The organism is Actinomadura miaoliensis, from assembly GCF_039536785.1.
GTDB classification, from domain to species: domain Bacteria; phylum Actinomycetota; class Actinomycetes; order Streptosporangiales; family Streptosporangiaceae; genus Spirillospora; species Spirillospora miaoliensis.
Window position 1 is genome coordinate 35,131 of the sequence record NZ_BAAAZG010000029.1, and the last position, 17,659, is coordinate 52,789.

12 protein-coding genes and 1 pseudogene are annotated in these 17,659 nt (G+C 72.8%); 10 read left to right on the forward strand and 3 right to left on the reverse strand.

All coding sequences use genetic code 11. The features are described from left to right. Positions 1 to 162 precede the first annotated feature (162 nt). Entirely contained in the window at positions 163 to 1,110 is a 948-nt protein-coding gene (locus ABD811_RS21875) for a TIGR03621 family F420-dependent LLM class oxidoreductase (protein ID WP_344950680.1), read from the forward strand. A 256-nt stretch (positions 1,111 to 1,366) separates the two neighbouring features. Here the strand turns inward: ABD811_RS21875 and ABD811_RS21880 are convergent, their stop codons facing one another. Beyond that, positions 1,367 to 1,999, reverse strand: coding sequence for a hypothetical protein (locus ABD811_RS21880; RefSeq protein WP_344950682.1), 633 nt, complete (start codon positions 1,997 to 1,999; stop codon positions 1,367 to 1,369). A gap of 643 nt (positions 2,000 to 2,642) precedes the next feature. On the opposite strand from ABD811_RS21880, the gene ABD811_RS21885 reads away from it, so the two are divergent. The 3 genes from ABD811_RS21885 to ABD811_RS21895 are packed head-to-tail and all read left to right on the forward strand — an operon-like array spanning position 2,643 to position 5,349. Next, complete coding sequence (locus ABD811_RS21885; protein WP_344950684.1) at positions 2,643 to 3,683, forward strand: permease; 1,041 nt, start codon at positions 2,643 to 2,645, stop codon at positions 3,681 to 3,683. Continuing rightward, complete coding sequence (locus ABD811_RS21890) at positions 3,680 to 4,450, forward strand: TIGR03943 family putative permease subunit (protein ID WP_344950687.1); 771 nt, start codon at positions 3,680 to 3,682, stop codon at positions 4,448 to 4,450. Before ABD811_RS21885 ends, ABD811_RS21890 begins: the two co-directional genes overlap by 4 nt. A gap of 59 nt (positions 4,451 to 4,509) precedes the next feature. Continuing rightward, a complete protein-coding gene (locus ABD811_RS21895) occupies positions 4,510 to 5,349 on the forward strand; it encodes a patatin-like phospholipase family protein (RefSeq protein WP_344950690.1) in 840 nt (279 codons plus the stop codon). Positions 5,350 to 5,503: 154 nt separating this feature from the next. Here the strand turns inward: ABD811_RS21895 and ABD811_RS21900 are convergent, their stop codons facing one another. Beyond that, positions 5,504 to 5,929, reverse strand: coding sequence for a hypothetical protein (locus ABD811_RS21900; RefSeq protein ID WP_344950693.1), 426 nt, complete (start codon positions 5,927 to 5,929; stop codon positions 5,504 to 5,506). Positions 5,930 to 6,885: 956 nt separating this feature from the next. On the opposite strand from ABD811_RS21900, the gene ABD811_RS21905 reads away from it, so the two are divergent. The 3 genes from ABD811_RS21905 (at position 6,886) to ABD811_RS21915 (ending at position 10,054) form a co-directional block, all read left to right on the forward strand. Beyond that, positions 6,886 to 7,977, forward strand: coding sequence for a winged helix DNA-binding domain-containing protein (locus ABD811_RS21905; RefSeq protein WP_344950695.1), 1,092 nt, complete (start codon positions 6,886 to 6,888; stop codon positions 7,975 to 7,977). Between the two features lie 484 nt (positions 7,978 to 8,461). Next, positions 8,462 to 8,731 (forward strand): hypothetical protein, encoded by a 270-nt coding sequence (locus ABD811_RS21910; RefSeq protein ID WP_344950698.1) that lies wholly within the window; start codon positions 8,462 to 8,464, stop codon positions 8,729 to 8,731. 54 nt (positions 8,732 to 8,785) lie between these two features. Continuing rightward, complete coding sequence (locus tag ABD811_RS21915; protein ID WP_344950702.1) at positions 8,786 to 10,054, forward strand: DUF2786 domain-containing protein; 1,269 nt, start codon at positions 8,786 to 8,788, stop codon at positions 10,052 to 10,054. A gap of 114 nt (positions 10,055 to 10,168) precedes the next feature. Here ABD811_RS21915 and ABD811_RS21920 read toward each other — a convergent pair whose 3' ends face one another. Beyond that, complete coding sequence (locus ABD811_RS21920; RefSeq protein WP_067911029.1) at positions 10,169 to 10,381, reverse strand: helix-turn-helix domain-containing protein; 213 nt, start codon at positions 10,379 to 10,381, stop codon at positions 10,169 to 10,171. 2,040 nt (positions 10,382 to 12,421) lie between these two features. Here ABD811_RS21920 and ABD811_RS21925 point away from each other — a divergent pair. The 3 genes and pseudogenes from ABD811_RS21925 to ABD811_RS21935 all read left to right on the forward strand — a co-directional run. Further along, positions 12,422 to 12,952 carry a pyridoxamine 5'-phosphate oxidase family protein gene (locus ABD811_RS21925; protein WP_344950713.1) on the forward strand — a complete coding sequence of 177 codons (531 nt, stop codon included), beginning with the start codon at positions 12,422 to 12,424 and terminating at the stop codon, positions 12,950 to 12,952. A 204-nt stretch (positions 12,953 to 13,156) separates the two neighbouring features. Next, entirely contained in the window at positions 13,157 to 15,646 is a 2,490-nt protein-coding gene (locus ABD811_RS21930) for an excinuclease ABC subunit UvrA (protein WP_344950716.1), read from the forward strand. Between the two features lie 340 nt (positions 15,647 to 15,986). Continuing rightward, a pseudogene (locus tag ABD811_RS21935) lies at positions 15,987 to 17,659 on the forward strand (hypothetical protein); the annotation flags it as partial.

Consider the following 17,659-nt stretch of genomic DNA (forward strand, 5'->3'; position numbering starts at 1 on the left):
AAGCGTCCGGCGGGACCACATGGCCGACAGAACGCCCTTTCTCTGGACACCTGAGCCAGGCATCGCGCCGTCGCCACTGGCCCCGCCGGACGCTCGCGCCCCGCAACGTGACGTCGGATTCCTGCCAGCGCGACCGCGCGTCCGAAAGCCAGCATGGGGCGCATGAGCACCGGAGAACGACGCCCCTTCAGATTCGGCGTGGTCGTCGAGAGCGCCCGGTCCGCCGACGAGCTGACGGCCGTGGCGCGACGGGCGGAGCGCCTCGGATACTCCACCGTGACGCTGCGCGACCACTTCCTGACCGAGCCGTTCGGCGACCAGCTCGCCCCCATGGTGGCGCTGACGGCCGCGGCCTGCGCGACGAGCACGCTGCGCGTCGGCACGCTCGTCCTGGCCAACGACCACCGGCATCCGGTGCTGCTGGCCAAGGAGGCGGCGACGCTCGACCAGGTCTCGGGCGGCCGTTTCGAGCTGGGCGTCGGCGCGGGCTGGCTGCGCGAGGAGTACGACCGGGCGGGCATACCGTTCGACCCGCCGGGCGTGCGGGTCGAACGGCTGGAGGAGTCGCTGCGGATCATGCGCGGCCTGCTCGGCGGTGAGAAGGTCTCCATGACCGGCCGGCACTACAGCGTGCGCGATCTGGAGGTGTTCCCGCGTCCAGCGTCCCGGCCTCCGCTTCTGGTGGGGGCGGGCAGCAGGCGCATGCTGGGGCTGGCGGGCCGCTACGCCGACATCGTGGGCATCCTGCCCCGGGCCCTGCCGGACGGCACGATCTCCGACGAGATCACCGAGCGGCTGCCCGGCACGATCGCCCGCAAGGTCGACCACGTGCGGGCCCAGGGACGCGACGTCGAGCTGAGCATGCTGGTGTCGCCCACGTTCGGCCCCGGGCCGCGCGAGGCGGCCGCGCGCGTGGCGGTGCTGCGCGGCTGGGGCGCCTCGTCGGCGGAGCTGGTGCTGGACATGCCGTCGCAGTTCGTGGGCCCGCCCGACCACATCGCCGAGCAGATGGCCGCGCGCCGGGACACCTACGGCTTCTCCTACTACGTGGTGTCCGACACGCAGATGGAGGAGTTCGCCCCTGTCGTGGCCGCGCTGGCGGGCCGCTGACGCCGGCCCCCGGCGGCCGGGGCCGTTGACACCGGCAGCCTCTGACGCTGGGGCCGCGCCGCCCTGGGCCGTTGACACCGCGGGCCGCTGACGCCAGAGCCGTTGACACCGGGGTGCGCGAACGCCCCGGTGGTCCGTAGACCACCGGGGCGTTCTTGCCGACTCCGCGAGGGACGTCTGTGGACGGCGTCCTCCACGGCTCCCCAGGGCGTGCCGTGTGGGCGCGCCCCAAGGGGTCCCCTAGGGGGCCGCCCCCTTACAGAGGCCGGGGCGCACCCCTGGTGCCGGGGCCGTCGCCCCACTCCAGCACCTCGTACTTCACACCTCGCAGGTGGCCCTCGCCGGTGCCCGCGTTGTACTTGCTGGCGGGCTTCCCGCCGTCCAGCAGGTAGCGGAACGTGTAGGTGTCCAGGTCCAGCATCACGCCGTTGTGGGACGGCGCGCCCGGCCCGCGGTCACCGATGAAGCCGACGCGGCTGCGGCCGTTGTAGGTGACGCGCACCTTGGTCATCAGGGGCCAGCTGGGGCTGGCGAACAGGCCCTTCTGCATGGGCCTGCCGCTGGCGGGAGCCCCGGTGTCACCGTTGATGCCGGACCCGTCGTCCCAGAAGTAGGACGCGGTCGTGCGGCCCGTCAGCAGGGCCTTCTTCTCGGGCTTCTTGGCGGGCTGGGAAAGGGCGTCGGCCTGGGCGGCCTCACCCTGGGCGGCCTGGTTCTGCCGCAGGCTCAGAACGTTGTTCTCCTGGGCCGCCGTCAGCGTCTGCTGGGACGGCATGGTCTTGGGCGCGGCGGCGTCGTCACTTGCGGCGGCCACTCCGGCCACCAGCATGCCGGCCAGGCACGAGCCGGTCACGGCGGTCATGACGACATTGAGCGCACGCTGCTGCATAGGAATCCTTCGTTCGGCGGACAGGGAGCAGCCGTCTCCTGCGGGCACGCCACGGCGGCGCGTTGTCGGTGCAGGGAAACGGCTCCGAGGCACAGCTCGGATGGGCCGTCGGGAAAAAGAGACCCGTGCAAAGTGGGCCGCCCGTTGGGCAGGGTCGGCCGCGTGCGCGCACCTGAGAGCGACCCCCGGTGGCCGCGAGCGTGCGCGTACGGAATGAAACGGGTGAGATGCCTGCCGGTCGGAGCTCCAGTGCCCCCGTTGGATGCGGCCGTTGCATGGTCGGCCGCGAACCGGCGAAGGGGGGTCCCGCCTGGCGGGCGGGAGGCGACGGCTATGCGATTGGCCAGGTCAATGGCTGGTTGACCAGGACAGGACTTGAGTATAGGACGATTTACCCAAGGGATGCAAAAACGGACCCGATTTTACCCTTGTGCAGGTAGATCGTCGGTTTAACGATCTTTCAGACGAGCGAGACGGAAGTCCGCGAACCCTTGCCCCGCAGGCGATCCCGCCACCCGAGGGCCTACCGATCTTCGCACGATCACGAAGAGATCAATATTGACGTTGGCATTGCCTTGCTCACATCACGGCGCGCCCATTGAGGTGAATGTGACGACTGCGCACATGGGATGCATGTGGGACGATGATCTCCATGACCGACCCCGCCGGCCTGCGGACGGCCGACGACGATGATCTCCTTCCTCCCCCGGGCTGGGCTCCCGGCCGGCCCGTGGCGCCCGGCACCCGCGCCGCCTGGGGATTCGCCGCGCTGGCCGCGGTGCTGGTCGCCGGACGCCTCTGGGTGGCCCCGGCGGTGGACGGCCGCGCGCTGCACGCCTGGACGACGATCTTCGTGGCGATCTGCGTGCAGGCGCTGCCGTTCCTGGTGTTCGGGGTGATGCTGTCGGCGGCGATCACGGCGTTCGTCCCGGCGGCGTTCTGGAAGCGGGTGCTGCCATCGCGGCCGGGGGCGGCCGTGCCGGTGGCGGGGGCGATGGGTGCGGTGCTGCCCGGCTGCGAGTGCGCGTCGGTGCCGGTCGCGGGCGGGCTGATGGCGCGCGGGGTGGCCCCGGCGGCGGCGCTGACGTTCCTGCTGGCCGCGCCCGCGATCAATCCGGTGGTGCTGGTGGCCACGGCCGTGGCGTTCCCGGGCAACCCGGAGATGGTGGTGGGGCGGTTCGCCGCGTCGCTGCTGGTGGCGGTGCTGGCCGGCTGGACCTGGCTGCTGGTCGGCCGGGGCGACTGGATCCGCGTCCCGTCCCGTCCCGAGGCCGCGGGCGCCGGCCGGTGGGAGGCGTTCCGCCAGGCCATGCGGCACGACATCATGCACGCGGGCGGCTTCCTGGTGGTGGGCGGCGCCGCCGCCGCGACGATCAACGTGGCGATCCCGGCCGGCTGGGTGGACGGCGTCGCCGACGCCGGCTGGCTGTCGGTGCTGGTGCTGGCACTGCTGGCGGTGCTGATGTCGATCTGCTCGGAGGCCGACGCGTTCGTGGCGGCCAGCCTGTCGCAGTTCTCCCCCACGGCCCGGCTGGCGTTCCTGGTCGTGGGCCCGATGGTCGACCTGAAGCTGGTCGCGTTGCAGGCGGGGTTCTTCGGACGGCGGTTCGCGGTGCGGTTCGTCCCGCTGACGTTCGCGCTCGCCGTCGCCGTGAGCGTTCTGGTGGGAGGGGTGCTGCTGTGACGCGGGCCGCGCAGAACCTGCTGCTGATCCTGCTCGGCGGGGCCGTGCTGTGGATCACGCTGGCGACCGACGACTACCTCAACTACGTCCGGCCGGGGTTCCGGTACGTGCTCGTCCCGGCGGCGCTGGCGCTGCTGGTGCTGGGCGCGGCGGGCCTGCGCCGCGAGTGGACGGACGACCCCGCTCCGGAACACGACGGGCATGACGGGCATCAAGAACATGACGGGCATCACGGGCATGACGGGCATGACCATGCGCGCGGGCCCCGGGTGGCGTGGCTGCTCTGCCTGCCCGTGCTGGCGATCTTCGTGATCGCGCCGCCCGCGCTGGGGTCGTTCACCGCCGCGCGCGGCGCCGACCGCCCGGCCGCCCCGCCGCCGAGCCCGGCCGCCGAGGGCTTCGGGGCGCTGCCCCGCGACCGCGGGCCGATCCCCATGACGATGGGCGAGTTCATCGGGCGGGCGTGGCAGGCGCAGACCGGCGACCCGGCCTCGTTCGAGGGCGTGCCGGTGCGCCTGACCGGGTTCGTCACGCCCCGCCGCGACGGCGGCTGGCAGGTCACCCGGCTGCGGATGGCGTGCTGCGCGGGCGACGCCGTGCCGTTCCCCGTGATCGTCAAGGGGCTGCCCCGGCCGCCCGCCGACGCGTGGGTGCAGGTGGAGGGCACCTGGCGGCCGCTCACCCCGCAGGCCGCCGAGAGCGGCGTGCACCTGCTGCAGGGCACGTCCGTCCGGCGCATCAAGAAGCCCGCCAACCCCTACGAGTGACCCGGGCCGTTCCGTCGGCCGCCGCCGATACGGTGGCCGGAACGGTGAAGGGAGCGGGCATGGGCGGCACGGCGCTGGTGCTGGGCAGCGGGGGCGTCACTGGCATCGCCTGGCAGTGGGGCGTCCTGGCCGGGCTGGCGGACGCTGGCGTGGACCTGACGACGGCCGGCCTGGTGGTGGGCACGTCGGCCGGTTCGATCGTCGGCGCCCAGGTGGCCTGCGGCGTGCCGGTCGAGCAGCGGTACGCGGCCCAGCTGGCCGCCCCCGACGGCGAACTCCCGGCGCGCGTGGGCCGGGTGGTGCTGGCGCGGTGGGCGTGGGCCGCGCTGCGTTCCCGCACGGCGGCCGAGGTGGGCGCGCGGGTCGGCCGGCTGGCGCTGGCGGCGCGCACGGTGCCCGAGGCGGAGCGGCGGGCCGTGATCGCGGCGCGGCTGCCCGTCCACGAGTGGCCGCGGGACCGCCAGCTGCTGATCACGGCGGTGGACGCGGCGACCGGCGCGTTCACCGTCTTCCACCGCCATCGGGGGGTGCCGCTGGTGGACGCGGTCGCGGCGAGCTGCGCGGTGCCGTGCGTGTGGCCCCCGATGACCGTCGGCGGCGTCCGCTACATCGACGGCGGGGCGCGGTCGCCGGTCAACGCCGACCTGGCGGCCGGTCACCGCCGCGTCGTGGTGCTGGCGCCGTCCCCTCAGGGGTTCGGACCGGTCGTGAGCGTGGCCCGGCAGGTCGCCGAGCTGCGGCGGCAGGGCGCCCGGGTGGTGGTGGTCTCGCCGGACGCGGCGGCTCGCGAGGCGTTCGGCGGCAACTCGCTGGACCCGGCACGGCGCGCCCACGCGGCACGGGCCGGACGGGCGCAGGCGCCCGCGGTGGCCGATGCGGTGGCGCAAGTGTGGAAATGACCGCGGCGACGTAACCCGGAGCGTCGGTCCACCATTCCGTGCTGCGCGGCGGACGGCGACCCTCACGCGGGCGGGAGATACCAACGCGCCCGGGGCTCTGGCCCCGGGCGTTGGTGGAGACCGCGTCGGTGTGCGCTCGGCGAGCCGCCGGGGCTCAGCGCGAGGGGAAGACCGTGGGGAGCAGCGGGCCGCCCGGTGCGGGGACGGCCGGTGCCGGGGTGAACGTCGGCGCGGGGGGCAGCGAGGACATGTCCGGCCGCTGCGGTGGCGGGGCCGTCGGCGGCGGAGGGGCCGCGTGGGAGCCGTCTGCGCGGCGCGGCTCGGCCGGGAACTGCTGCTGCGGCGGCATGGGCGGTTGCGCCTGTGCCTGGGCCGCGAGCCGGTCGCTGAGCACCGCCATCAAGGCGCGCGCCGTCTCGTCGTCCATCCGCATCAGGACGCTGGGGCGTCCCGAGGGATCGACGAACGGCGACACCGAGGGCGCGGCGCTCTGCTGCGGCAGTGCCAGCCTCATCTGCTCGCGCAGGTCCTGGGCAAGGCGCAGCGCCTGTCGGTCGCTGTCGCTCAAGTGTGCGGTCATCGCGATCTCCGGGGAGTTCACGTGCGGGGGGTCCGGGGGCAATCCTGCTAGCAATAGCGTGCAGGTGCAAGAGCCGATGCACGTGCAGATCAAGAAAAGATCGCCGCGCACCGGCGCCGTCCCACTCGCCGCCGTCCCGGTTTCCACGTCCTGACCTGCGGCGGAAGCGGGGGTCCAGCGGCGGGGAGCCGGGAGTGTGGCGCACGCCTCATTTGTCGCCGCTTTCCCGAACGTCCCACCGGCTGCACCAGCCAGCGCTACGCCGCCATCGTGACGCGGCGTCCGTGATCAGTCCATGCCCGGGAGGCGGCCGGCCGGGCCCGCCTCGGCGCGCGCCCCGGCGACCGCACCGCCGCATCGTGCCGACCTCGCACAAGACCCGCGTCCGTCTCTCCGGAGCCCGGCTCGGACGGACGGGAGAGCCCATGATCGACCGAACCCGAGCCCGCCGTGCGCGCAACATTCGCCGACAATTTCGCGCGACGCGACGAGATCGGCTGCGTGACCGTGGCCGGTCGCACCGTCGTCTACCTGTGGGGCGGGCACCCCCGCGACGGCCGCCCGTGGCGGACCGGCCCGATGGTGAACGTGTCAGCCGTCGGCAAGGGACTGTCCGCGCTGGCCGCCGCCCGCCTCTTCGAGGAAGCCGGCTCGCCCCGAACGCCCCCGTCGCCTGCTACCGGTCGGGCTTCACCGGGCGCGGCGATGCGTCACGTCCTCAGCCGCCAGGCGGGCCGCCCACCGCCGAGCGCCGCCGCGTCGCCGGCTTCCACCGGCCGGGCGACCCGCCCGAGAACGACCGGCTGACGGAGCACAACCGCGCCCACTACTCCTGTCTCTTCTCTGAGGCGCTCCTCGGCGGAGCGCCGTCCTTACTCCTGTACGCGCCGGTGCGGCGCTGGAGTGTCGGTGGCCGCGGATAGGGTTGCCGCCTCGGACGGGGATGGAGGTCGCGCGTGGGGGAAACGCTCGATCGGCGTGCCCTGAACCGGGCCACGCTCGCGCGGCAGCTCCTGCTGCGCCGCGCGGAGACGGACGTCGTGGCGGCGGTCGGGCGGCTGGGCGGGATGCAGGCCCAGGAGCCGAAGCCGCCGTTCCTGGGGCTGTGGTCGCGGATCGCCGGGTTCCGCGCCGAGCAGCTGGCGGCGGCCCTGCACGACCGGCGGCTCGTCCGGGCCACGATGATGCGCGGCACGCTGCACCTCGTGACCGCCGCCGACTACATCTCCTTCCGCGCGACGCTGCAGCCGATGCTGACCGACGCCCTGCGCGCCCTCGGCTCACGCGCCGAGGGCCTGGACCTCGACGCGGTCCTGCCGGTGGCGCGGGACCTGCTGGCGGACCGGCCCCGCACGTTCAACGAGCTGCGCGCCCTGCTCCAGCCGCATTTCCCGGAGGTCAACGAACGGGCGCTCGGTCACGCGGTCCGGATGTGCCTGCCGCTGGTGATGGTGCCGAGTGACGACCGCTGGGCCTTCCCTCGCTCCGCCGAGTTCGCGCCGGCCGACCAGTGGCTGGGCGACGCCCCGTCCGGCGCCCCGGCCCCCAGGGGCCTGGTCCTGCGTTACCTCGCGGCGTTCGGCCCCGCGACGGTGGCCGACGCGCAGACGTGGTCGGGCCTGTCCGGGCTGGGTGAGACGTTCGACGGGCTGCGTCCCGCGCTGGACGTCTTCACCGACGAGAACGGCCGTGAACTGTTCGACCTGCCGGACGCGCCGCGCCCCGATCCGGGCACGCCCGTCCCGCCGCGTTTCCTGCCCGAGTTCGACAGCCTCCTGCTGGCGCACGCCGACCGCAGCCGGGTGATCGCCGACGCGCACCGTCCCCGGCTCACCACCAAGAACCTCCGCGTCCGCGCCACGTTCCTGTGGGACGGCTTCGCCCTCGGCACCTGGGAGACGCAGCGCAGACGAAGGGCCGTCACCCTGCGCCTGCACCCTTTCGAGGAGCTGCCGGGCCGGGCCCTGGACCAGCTGGCCGCCGAAGGCGAGGCCATGGTGCGCTTCGCCGAACCCGACGCCACCGACGTCACCGTCACCCTCCCGTGATCGGCATGCGCGGCGGGCCGGAATGCCCGCCGGTTATTGCGACGACGCACAGACCGGCGTTCTGGTTTACCGCGAACGCGTAACAATGCGGAATGCCGACGCCGTGCCCTCGTCACAAAGCCGTGATCTGCGCGTCGAACGTGGCGGGTCTCATATCGCGGACCGCGCAACGGCGCCATGCCGCCGCGTCTGGGCTGGTCAGCGGACAGGTCTCCGCAGGACACCAAAAGAACTACCGCAAATCGGACCATCCCGGCGACCCGGCGGTGCAATGGCCGCACGGAACGCCGTTCGCCGAGTTCATCGCGGGCGACACTTGATCTGGAGGCCGCGGAGGCATAACTCTGTGAAGGTGCGCCGCCCCGAATAGTGATCAATCCGAGACCTGCGCTGATTGAAAGTTCCATCAAATCGGCGCAAGCTATCCCGCAGACCGGTTAAAGTCCCCGCACCCCCAACCCCGACCGCCGACAGGAACGCGACCATGTTCGAGATCTGGGAGACGAATGAGCCCGCCCGGCTCATCAGCGACGCGGGCACCCTCAAGGTCGCGCTCGAGAAAGTCGACACCATGTGCCGGCTGCGCCACGACCAGGCGGTGGCCCAGGTCGGCGAGCGCAGCGACGAGGGCTACCACTTCGAGATCAGGGACCGGGACGGCCGGGCGCTGGCCCGTCTGACGTACGTGCCGGACACCTCCCGCGCCTACCAGAGCGTCGTGGTGGAGGAACTGCACGGCGAGGACGCCACCTGAGCCGTCCGCCGGCCGGGCCGGCACCGCGGCCATGTTCGCTACGGGGGATGACAGATGGTCGACGCGCTGATGACGCAGGCGCTGCGCGCGCTGTCACGCCTTGACCTGCCCGCGTTCCGCGCCTGCGTCGCCGAGCTGGCCGGGTGCCGCGAACGCCTCGTCGACCGGCTGCTGCTGGCCCGCCTGCAGGAGGCGGTCACGGCCGCCTGGCACCGCGGCTGGCAGCCCGCCGACGTCGCGCGCTTCACCGGACGCACGTTCGGCGACCGGCACCGGCGTCTGGTCGTGGACGTGATCGCGGCCGAGTCGCGCGCCTACCCCGCGGCGACGACGGACGACGCGTGGCTCGGCCAGTTGTCCGCGCTGGACGCGCGGGTCTGGTGGACGCATGACCACGAACTGCCGCGCGGCTGGTGCCGCCGCGAGGGCGTCGACCGCGCCGTGTTGCTCGCCTGTGCGCTGGAGGTCCTGCACCTGCTGGGCACCCTGCCGCGGCTGCCCAAGATCGCCCCGCTGCCCGGCGAGCCGTCGTCGGCGTCCGCCGGGCCGGTCGACGAGCGGATGCTCGCCAAGGTCCGGGCGCTGCTGGCCAAGGCGGAGTCGACCGAGTTCCCCGAGGAGGCCGAGGCGCTCAGCGCGCGGGCGCAGGAGCTGATGGCCCGCCACAGCATCGACCACGCGCTGCTGGCGGCCCGCGCCGACGGCGCCGAGGCGGCCGTCGGTCCCGCCGGGCGGCGCCTGGCCGTGGACGCCCCGTACGAGTCGCCGAAGGCGGCGCTGCTGACGGTGGTGGCCGAGGCCAACCGGTGCCGCGCCGTCTGGCATCGCGAGCTGGGCTTCTCCACCGTGCTGGGCTTCCCGGCGGATCTGGCCGCCGTGGAGATGATGTTCACCTCCCTGCTGGTGCAGGCGACCACGGCGATGGTGCGCGCCGGAGCGCAACGGGACGCGGGGGGACGATCCCGTACGCGCTCGTTCCGGCACGCCTTCCTCAACGCCTACGCCGCCCGCATCGGCGAACGGCTGCGCGACGCCGCCGACCGGGCCGCCCACGCCGCGAACCGGGCCGCGCACGCCGACCGGGCCGCCGCCCACGACGACGCCGGGGGCGGGACGCCCTCGCAGAACGCGGAGGACGAGCTGCTCCCCGTCCTGGCAGCACGGGACCGCGCCGTCGACCAGGCCGTCGACGAGCTGTTCCCGAACCTCACCAGAGGCCGCGCCCGCGCGGTCTCCAACTACGAGGGCTGGGTGGCCGGACGCGCCGCCGCCGACCTGGCGGGGCTGGGCTCGCACTGCGAGATCGGCGACCGCCACCGGTGACATCGCGCCGGGCCGCGTCTCCGCGGCCGTGCGCGAGCATCCCGGCACCGCCGGTGCACCGGCACCGGCGACCGCGCGGCCGGCGCCCTGCCCCGAGATGGAGCCGGCGCCGGGTCAGCCCTTCCTGCGCCGTGTGTTGCCGCCGCGTCCGCGCAGCGGGACGCCGGCCTCCTTGAGGATGTTGTAGATGAATCCGTACGACCGGCCGGTCTCGGCGGCCAGGTCGCGGATGCTCTCGCCGGACGCGTATCGAGGGGCGAGCTCGGCCGCGAGCTTGGTGCGCTCGGCACCGGTCACGCGAGTGCCCCTCGCCAGGGTGCGGGCCACGGGTACCTCCTGAATCGACGTGTATGTCGGCTGCCCGGCGGGACGTCCCCCCGCTGTTCAGCACGCTGTTGATCTACCCAACCTACACATTCCCCGCAAACAGGCCGCCAATGCCGCACGAATCGTCACATGAACGGCCGATGGTGGACTTTTCCATGGCGATCGGCAAGTCGCAACCGCCGCGCCGGTGACGATCGCCACGTCCCGGCCCCCCGACCCGCGCGGTCCGGTCCCATCCGGCCACCTCCGTCCACCCGGCGAACGCCGCTCCCACCCTGTACGGACGAAGCGGCACGGACAGCTCGATCATCACCAAAAGACGCGAACCGGCGACCGACCGTGACCTGGGCGAACACCCCTCGAGCCGTCCCTGCCCACCAGCGCGCCCGGCCCACGCACCCCCTTCGCCCGCGCCCCCTCGCCGCCGGGGCGGCGGTAGGTGGCCAGGACCCGCCGGCGGCGAGCAGGCCGGGGGGCGGCTGGGCAAGGCGCACCACGCAGATCGCGCCGTTCGGCGCCTGTTCGCTTTACCCCTCCCCCGCATCGACAATCGGTCGATCACCGCAGGGAAATGGCCAGGAAGCGTTTACCTGACGGCGTCATAAACGTGCCGTGGATCGATTTTTGCCGCATGTGACCTTTCGCTCGAGGAGGTAACGCTGATCACATCTCGCCGCGTCCCCCTCATGCTCCGACGCGCGTGTGGTCTTCGCCTGAGACGACGATGCCGAGGTGAATCGGAGCCAGAAACCGAAGCCGTCCCCGCCCCGTCTGAGTCGGAAAGTGAATGTCGGCAAAGCCGCGCCGCTACTGCGCCAGGCGGGGTTCTTACGAGGCCGGGAGAGTCCGTCGCCGCACTGGTGACGACCGACCCGAACCTGCCCCCGACCAGCCATCTCGCCGTGACCGCGATGCACATCCCGGCCTTCTCGGACGCAGACGTACTCTGCGAGAGCCGCAAACTGCGGGTGCGCGCGGTCGAACATCCAGTCCGCCGAGATCCAGCAGAGTTTGAGCCGCCCGGCATATCTGTCGTGACCCTTCATTCCGGAGAGGCACTCGATTTCGGCACGGTCGACGGTCAGGACGTGACATTCTGCTCCCGCTCCCGCCACCGTCCGCTCCCGCACCGAAAGCCCCCGCCCCACCGGCCCCCGCGCCGCCGACACCGCAACCCCGAACCCCCAGCCCACAGACCCCGCACCACAGACAGCCGCCCCTCCACCCACCACCACACCACCCGCCACGCCAGACACGCCGCCTATCGGATCACCGGCGCCACGTTCAATCCCCCAGAACGGCCGACGCGCCGCCGAGGGCTGGACCCCCGGGCCGCAGAACCTGACCCGGCGTGGCCTCCGCCCTCACCCGGCTGCTCGGGCGAGCAGCCGGATCGAGGCGCTCGTCTTCGGCGCCGGGGCAGGTCCGGACGAACGGAGACTCCGCACAACACCTTCACACCCCCCGGCTTCGTCGCCGCCCTCCAGACGGCACCGCACCGCCGAAGGCTCCGCTTGCCTGCGGCACCGGCGCCTCCCGCTTCCCCACCGCGTACGTCGCACGGACTTCTCAGCGCACGCCGACGCGCCGCCGAGTTGGAGGCGGAGAACGCGCGGCTGCGCGACGCGCCTGCAGGGAATGGACGTCCTGGAACTGGCCGCCGAGTCCGGACGGCGCGCGACGAGGTCGCCGCCCCGGCAAGCCAGGCGAGCGAAACGGAGCGAAGCCGGCGCAAGGCCCGGCGCAAGATCGCGGGATCGCGGCAGTACGGGCCGAAGACGGCAACGGATACCTCTGACCTGCACCGATACGGGGCGAACGGTTGGTGATCGCGGACTCAGGAGGAACCGCACGCCGCGCTGCAGGCGCCGGCGCGGAATGCCGTCGTTCGCGCCGATCGCCCCGCTGGTGATCGAACTGGGCGAGGAAACCTGACAGAAGTCGTCAGGTTTCGGGTCGAGCATGGGTTCACCGGTCGGCGCCGATGGCGGACGTGGACCGGGACCTCACGAACAGACGGATGGATGGGAACGACCCTCAGTGCGCGAAACACCAGAAGAACTCAAAGAGCTCCAGGCCCTCCTGGACGCCTCCCTCTCCCGCTCCACCTCGCACCTCCGCTCGATCATCAACGCCGAGAGCACACTGACGGCAGAGCAGCTCACCGGGGTCCTCACCGGCATGTGCACCCTCGCCCTGTCGACCGTGACGGCGAAGGGCGAACCGCGGATCAGCGGTGCGGACGGGCACTTCCTGCACGGCAAGTGGCACTTCGGGACGGCGCGCGGCGCCGCCAAGGCCCGTCATCTGGCCGCCCGTCCCGCCGCCAGCGTCGCGCACATGCGCGGTGAGGATCTGGGCGTGTTCACTCACGGCACGGTGGAGATCCTCAATCCCCAGGACGGCGAGCCGGCCGCGGACTGGCCGTACCTGCTCGCGTACTTCAAGGACTTCTACGGCGACGACTCGTTCGACTGGGACAACGACGTGGTCTACTACCGGCTGCGACCGCACTGGATGAGCGTCTACGCCCCCGACATCAGCAAGCTCACCTCGGTGTCCCGGTCCTGATCCACGGCACGGGCCGCATCGGGACCGGCCACGTGCTGATGGACGGAAGGACTCGGTGAAGCGGCCGCTCTGCGCCATTGATGACGGGCGGCCGCCGCATAGTGATCGGTTTGTTCGGCATGGGCGGGGCCTCTCCGCCCATGCCCTGCTGCGTTACGAGAAGGCGGACGAAGGTTGACGGCATTCGTACGGGACGTCGCGAGCATGGGGCTCGAGACCATCGACGTGGTGGGCGCTCGTACCAACAATCTGCGGGACGTGTCGGTGAGCATTCCCAAGGGACGGCTGGTGGCGTTCACCGGAGTGAGCGGCAGCGGCAAGACCTCGCTGGCCATCGACACCCTGCACAACGAGGCCCAACTGCGGTATCTGGAAGGGCTTTCGCCGTTCGTACGGCAGTACATCACCCAGCGCAATCGGCCGAAGGTCGATCGCGTCCGGGGACTCGGCGCGACGCTCGCGGTCGACCAGCGCCGCCTGAACCGCAACCCCCGCTCCACGGTCGCGACGATCACCGGCATCGACGGGCACCTGGGGCTGCTGTACTCGCGCCTTCCGAGGATCGGCGCGGACCCGGCGGCGGACAGCGGGGACGGGCATCTGACGACCGCTCACTTCGACCGCAATACGCCCGAGGGCGGCTGTGCGGACTGCCACGGGGTGGGCGGACGCTGGCGGGCGCAGGAAGACCTGATCATCACCCACCCGGAGCTTCCGCTCTTCGAGGGCGCCTCGCCCTGGTACGCGAAGTGGCGGTCGGGGGAGCACCTGTTCGTGCCGGCGCTCGCCGAGAAGCGGGGCGTGGACCTCGCCCTGCCTTGGCGGTCGCTGCCCGAGGAGTTCCGTCACTGCGTGCTGTACGGCACGGGTGACGAGGCGATCGAGGCGAGCGTCGACATACCGAACAAGAATGAGACGGCCCGGATGACCTACACCTCGAGCCGGCCGCTGCGGGGCGCGCTCGCCGAGGTGGAACGGGTGTTCGTGAACGCCCAGACCGCCGGCGCCAAGCAGCGCTACCTGCCGTACATGCGCAAGCAGCCCTGCGGAACCTGCGGCGGCAGCGGGTACGACCGGGTGGCCCGGTCCGTGCGGCTCGGCGGGCTGACCTATCCCGACCTGCTCGAGGTGGAAGTACGGGAGGTGCGCGGCTGGGCCGAGCGCGTGGCGGACGGCCTGGACGCCCGGGAGCGCGAGGTGGGTGAGCCGCTGCTGCAGGACCTGGGCCGCAGGCTCGCGATCCTCGACCGGCTCGGCCTGGCCCATCTCCAGCTGTCCCGGGGGGCGGCGACGCTGTCGGGCGGTGAGCTGCAGCGGACCCGGCTCGCCGCGCAGCTCAGCACCGAGTTGAGCGGCATCATCTTCGTCCTGGACGAGCCCGGAACCGGACTGCATCCGGCCGACAAGGCGCACCTGCTCGACATCGCCCTGGAGCTGCGCGAGGCCGGCAACACGGTGCTCCTGGTCGAGCACGACCCCGAACTGATCGCCCGGGCCGACTGGGTGATCGATATGGGCCCCGGCGCGGGCCGTCTCGGCGGTGAGGTCCTGGTGTCGGGGCCTCCCGCCGACGCGGTGGCCCACCCGACGTCGCTGACCGGCCGCTATCTGGCCGGTGAGGGGCCGCGGCTGCGCCGGGCCCGCCGCCCGGTCGGGGAGGACACCGGCTGGGTGGAGTTGCACGGCCTGCGCGCGCACAACGTGACCGCGGAGCTGGTGCGTTTCCCCGTCGGCCGGCTCACCTGCCTGACCGGGGTGAGCGGCAGCGGCAAGAGCAGCCTGCTCGGCGCGCTCGGGACGAACGCTCAGGCCGCCCTGAACGGGACGGCGACCGACACGGCGCGGAAGGTGACCGGCCTCGCGGGGTTCGGCTGGGTCGCCGTCGTCGACCAGGAACCGCTCGGGCGGACGCCGCGGTCCAACCCGGCCACCTACAGCAAGGCGTTCGACATCGTCCGCAGGCTGTTCGCCGATACCGACTTGGCGCGCGAGCGCGGGGTCGACGCCTCCTGGTTCAGCTTCAACACCGCGGATGGCGGCCGCTGCGAGACCTGCACCGGTTATGGCCGCAAGCTGGTCGACATGCACTTCCTGCCGGATGTGTGGGTGGTCTGCGACGCGTGCGAGGGGCGGCGCTACAAGCCGGAGGCCCTGGAAATCGAGTATCAGGGGCTGGCCATCGATCAGGTGCTGGAGCTGACCGTCGCCGAGGCCGCGGAGCGGTTCCGCGCGCCCCGGCAGCTCGCGGAGATCCTGGGAGCCCTGAACCAGGTCGGGCTCGGCTATCTCCAGCTCGGCCAGAGCGCCACCGAGTTGTCCGGCGGCGAGGCGCAGCGACTGAAGCTGGCGTCCGCGATCCAGCGTGGCGCCGCGAGCCGCAAGGCCGGCCTCGTCGTTCTCGACGAGCCCGTCTCGGGCCTGCACCCGTCCGATGTCCAGCGTGTGGTGGACGCGCTCGATGTGCTGCTCGACTCGGGCAACACCGTCGTCGTGGCCGAACATGACGTCCCCGTCGCCGCGTCCGCGGACTGGGTGATCGACCTGGGGCCGGGTGCCGGTCCGGACGGAGGCGCGGTGGTCGCGGAGGGCACCCCGGACGTCGTCGCGGCGGCGGACACCCCGACCGCCGGTTTCTTCCGCCGTTACGCGGCGGGCCTGCCGCTCCTTGAGATGCGGGAAGGCGCGCCCCGCTGAGAGGACGGAGCAGGCCACCCGGAAGCTCGCCGAGGGCGGGGCGGCATCCGCGCCGGTGACGTCTACGTCATCTCCACGGGGGCGCCTTCGGCGAGCGGGACGGTCGAGATCGGCATGACGCGGCGGCTGGACCCGACCGACCGGGTTCGCGAGCTCGGCGACACCGCGATTCCGTGACCGGGCGAGGTCGAGCGGAGACCGTCAAGCAGGTCGGTCAGTGTGGCCGATGCCGGTCGCCCTTCTGAGGCGGGAGCGCGCATGTCGGCCATCGCGGTAAATGTCAGAGGCCGGTGTCGACTTCGGCCGGCGACGTCACGGCACCCGCATCCCCCGAAGAGAGGTGTCACTGATCGTTTCCAATGCCGATCACGAAGCGGGATCACACGACTACCCGCTCGGCCGGCTCGCGCCCGAGCAGCGGTACGGGGAGCAGGCCGCCCACCGGGCACTCCAGCGCGTCGAGGCGGAGGACGTGCGCCGGGCCCTCCTGCGCTATCCCGCCGAGTTGCGCCGCGCGATCCTCGACGTCGTCGGCCTCCCGGACTTGCGGAAGGTCAGCGGACGGGCGGCCGGCACGGTCCTGGCCCGGCTGCGCGGCGGACGGCACAGCTCCCGGCTGCGTTCGCGGGTCGCCCATCCCCTGACGCACGGATACCGCAACTGCGACGGCCTGACGGCGGACGAGTGCCTCGGCCTGCTCGGCGGTGACGAAGACGTGCTCCGGCGGGCCGGTTGCCTGACCTTCAACCTGCTCGTCCAGTCGGCCACGCCACGGTCCCTCACCCGCTGGGCCTTGGCAGAGGTCATCGCGCACGACGCCCAGCTGGCCCCCGTGGCGCTGACACAGCTGCTCGGCATGGCCGACGAACTGGACGAGCAGACGGTCGCCTGGCTGCACGACACCTGGACGGCCCTGCGCACCCGCGAGCCCCGCCTTCCGGAGCATCCGCGGCTTCCCGACACCCCTCCCCTGGCCCGCGCCAAACCGCACTCGCACCCTCCCGAACCGATGGAGACCCCGATGAAGACGCCCCCGTCGCAGCCGCGGTCATCCGGTGACGGCGATGCCCGGCGGCTGCTGGACGACGCCGAGGCGGCCTTCGACGAGGCCGTTTCCGCGGCCGACGCGGTGCGGGACGCCGTGACGGCGCGGCGCCGTCCCGGCGACACCGATCTGCGACGGCTCACCGAAGCCGCACTCGCCTTCGACCGCCTCCACACGGCGCTGCCGGGCGACGCCGCCGTCCCGTCCGAGCCCACCCTGCACGACATGCGGGCCGCGCTGGACGAACGCGCCGTGACCGAGGGCAACGCCGCCCTCATCGGAAGGCTCACCACCGTCACGGGCCCGTCGGCGGTCGAAGAGGTCCTGGCCGAGATCCGCACGGCCGCCGCGCGTGGCGAGCCGTCCGGGCTGGCCGTGCTGACCCGGCTCATCGACGCCGCCGCCGGGGACGTCGACGTCGACGAGGTGGGCGCCCTGTCCGGACAGGCGCACGAGCAGCTGCCCGGTCACTGGAGCAAGGCCATCACCTACGCCGCCCTCGGCCGCCTGACCTTTGCCGACGTCCCCGAGGGCGCCGGCGCAGAAGACGACGTCCCCACGGTCGTGCGGTCGCCGTCCAGCCCGGCGCAGAAGGCCGTTTCAACCTCGCTGGAGCCCACACCGCCTTCTCCCGCAGCCCCGGCCCCCGCATCCGCCCCCGACGCCGCCGCCGTCTCCACACCCGAGGACGCAGCCGCAACATCCCAATCGGCTGAGGCGGCATCGCCCTCCGAGGCGCCGGACGACCTGGACGCGCTGCTGATCGCCGATGGGGAGCAGCGGGCGGCGGCCGCCCGGGTGTCCGCCGTCTCCGCCGACGCCGTCTCGGCTCCGTCCGGCACGCGGGACGTGACGACGCAGCCGCAGGCTCCCATCACGTCCGCGGACGAAGCCGACGAAACCACGGATGGCGGCTCCGAGCCGTCCGACGCCGCCCCCGAAACCATCGCCGGCGACCCCGGGCGGCG